Annotated in this window: 3 protein-coding genes; all 3 read right to left on the bottom strand. The window is 36.4% G+C overall.

From position 1 onward, the window contains the following. Positions 1-200: 200 nt before the first annotated feature. The gene (locus FJR05_RS16805) at positions 201-593 is read right to left on the bottom strand and encodes a type II toxin-antitoxin system death-on-curing family toxin (RefSeq protein ID WP_015214254.1); all 393 of its coding nucleotides are present in this window, start codon (positions 591-593) and stop codon (positions 201-203) included. Beyond that, positions 590-814 carry an AbrB/MazE/SpoVT family DNA-binding domain-containing protein gene (locus FJR05_RS16800; protein ID WP_015214255.1) on the bottom strand — a complete coding sequence of 75 codons (225 nt, stop codon included), beginning with the start codon at positions 812-814 and terminating at the stop codon, positions 590-592. Before FJR05_RS16800 ends, FJR05_RS16805 begins: the two co-directional genes overlap by 4 nt. A 621-nt stretch (positions 815-1,435) precedes the next feature. Then, the gene (locus FJR05_RS16795; RefSeq protein WP_168645172.1) at positions 1,436-1,876 is read right to left on the bottom strand and encodes a hypothetical protein; all 441 of its coding nucleotides are present in this window, start codon (positions 1,874-1,876) and stop codon (positions 1,436-1,438) included. Positions 1,877-2,120: the final 244 nt, after the last annotated feature.

Raw genomic sequence — 2,120 nt, 5'->3', positions numbered from 1 at the left:
ACTTATGGCTCATTTTATGGTTCACAATTTAGCCCAAGTTATGGTTCAAGTCACAATGGCGTTGTTATAGAACTGGGAACTCACGAAGAATTATTACAGACAGGAGGACGTTATGCTAAGTTGTTTTTATTACAAGCTGCTGGGTATCAGTAGCAGTGGTATTTACTTGTCTTCTTGCCAACAGTTACTTGCCACAACAATTAATATTTAATAGAATTTTCTTGAAGCCATTCTGATATTGTTTCTTGACTTTCTTGACCGTTTGCTAGTCGTTCCATTATTAAAACAACTTCCGGTTCTGGAACATCCAACGAATATCCATTTAATTCCAGAAAGGTAGCCATCACTACGAAAGCTACCCGTTTATTACCATCTATGAAGGCATGGTTTTTAGCAAATCCATAACCATAAGCCGCAGCTAAATCAAATAAGGTGGGTGTAGGTTCACCATAAGCAAGTAAATTCTTCGGTCTATCCAAACTAGCTAAAAACAAATTGTTATCTCGCACACCTGCAAGACCGCCATGCTGTGTTAATTGGTCTTCATGTATAGCTCTAACAATTGTTTCATCTAACCAGAAAATTCCATTCATTTCCCTAACTCATGAAGTGCATTTCTGTATTTTGTGCTGACTTTTCTGTAGGCTTCCATTGCTTTTTCAAAATCAGGATTACAAGCAGTCACATGAACACCTGTTGGGGTTTCAGTGACAAATACGCTGTCTCCTTCTTGAACTCTAAGTTTTTGCAGGGCTTCTTTAGGCAATGTTACACCCAAGGAATTCCCGACTTTACGAATTTTTAAGGTGTACATAAGTCAATAGCCTCTTTATAAGAGTAATACTATTGTAATAACATATTTTTTTTAAACCGTAGATAAAAATATGCTTATATATACAATTAATCATATTTAATCATGTTTAGTTTCCACCCGTGTAGATTCCGGTATAGAAAGGTCGTTAAAGTCAGGTTTAACCACTGCAAATATTTGCAACTAAACTGTGCATCTGCCCTATTCTGGTATGGATGTAAATCTAGCCAGTTGTGTTTGAAGCGGTGAAAGAGTGTTGATAATTAGCTTTTTAGGGGGGGTATGCTACAGCACTCTATTGGCAACTGGCGAGGGAGTGGGAAAATTATCGTTGAAGTTCTGTTCTATCCCGTTATCCCTGTTGATATTTTTATTAAACCGTTAATAGTAAAAACTTGGTTGCCAAATTGCCGATTTTTGAACAGCTTACTGATAAAAAATTGGTTGCTGAATGGTTTTCTGCTTGCGAACACAAACTACGGGATAAAATTTTGGAAAATTCCCGCTTAAATTTCCAGATTATTTGTAACTGCTTACCAACTGCTGCAATACTTGTCGGTTAAGCTCAAACAATGAAATTGAAAGCTAAAATCTCTTGCAACTCCTAAACAATTCTTTTCATCTTTAGATCAAGTTGAGTTGTTTGCCAATATAAATTCCCTCTAGGATAATGGTTAACGCTTTGCAAACATCTTTAGGGTTATAGGGGTCAAGCTGCGAAAAATCTGTTTTCGATGATTCCCTTGGTGCTGCTGTAGATATAATTATTAGTATTTCAACTAGATTTCTTGTAGCTTCATCTGTAGGCGTAAAACAAGCTGATTTTTGTTGTGCTAAGTGAACTATATCGCTATTCTTATTTACCCAATCAATCGCTTTTTCGACCGCAATTTTAGGCATCAAATCAGGCTGTAATTCGTATGCTAAAGCTTCTCCTAAAAATGCAAAAATAATTATTTTAAGGAGAGGGGAACTATTTAAGCTTCCTATCAAATTTTTAGCTATCGCCTGAGTTTTGTATTGCTGCTCTCCTAGTAATTGCTTACGCCTTTTAGCCTCACCCATTATCTTTATCTCCTTTTAGTTATTTAGCTAGATGTTGTGGCTCGCAATTACGTTGGAGAAAATAATCTAAAATATCTTCTAAATCCTTAGTTGCCTCTACAGATAAAACATATTCCATTATTTTTGACTCTCACGCGCCTGCCTAATTTTTTCATGTAATCTGGCCATAACAACATCACCATCAATCACCTCACCTTGTTCAACTTGGGCAAGTCCTAGTGTGTTAATTCTGTGAATCCTTTAC

The organism is Dolichospermum sp. UHCC 0259 (assembly GCF_009711935.1).
GTDB lineage: Bacteria > Cyanobacteriota > Cyanobacteriia > Cyanobacteriales > Nostocaceae > Dolichospermum.
The sequence above is the reverse complement of the archived record's forward strand: the minus strand, read 5'-3'. Positions and strand labels throughout refer to the sequence as shown.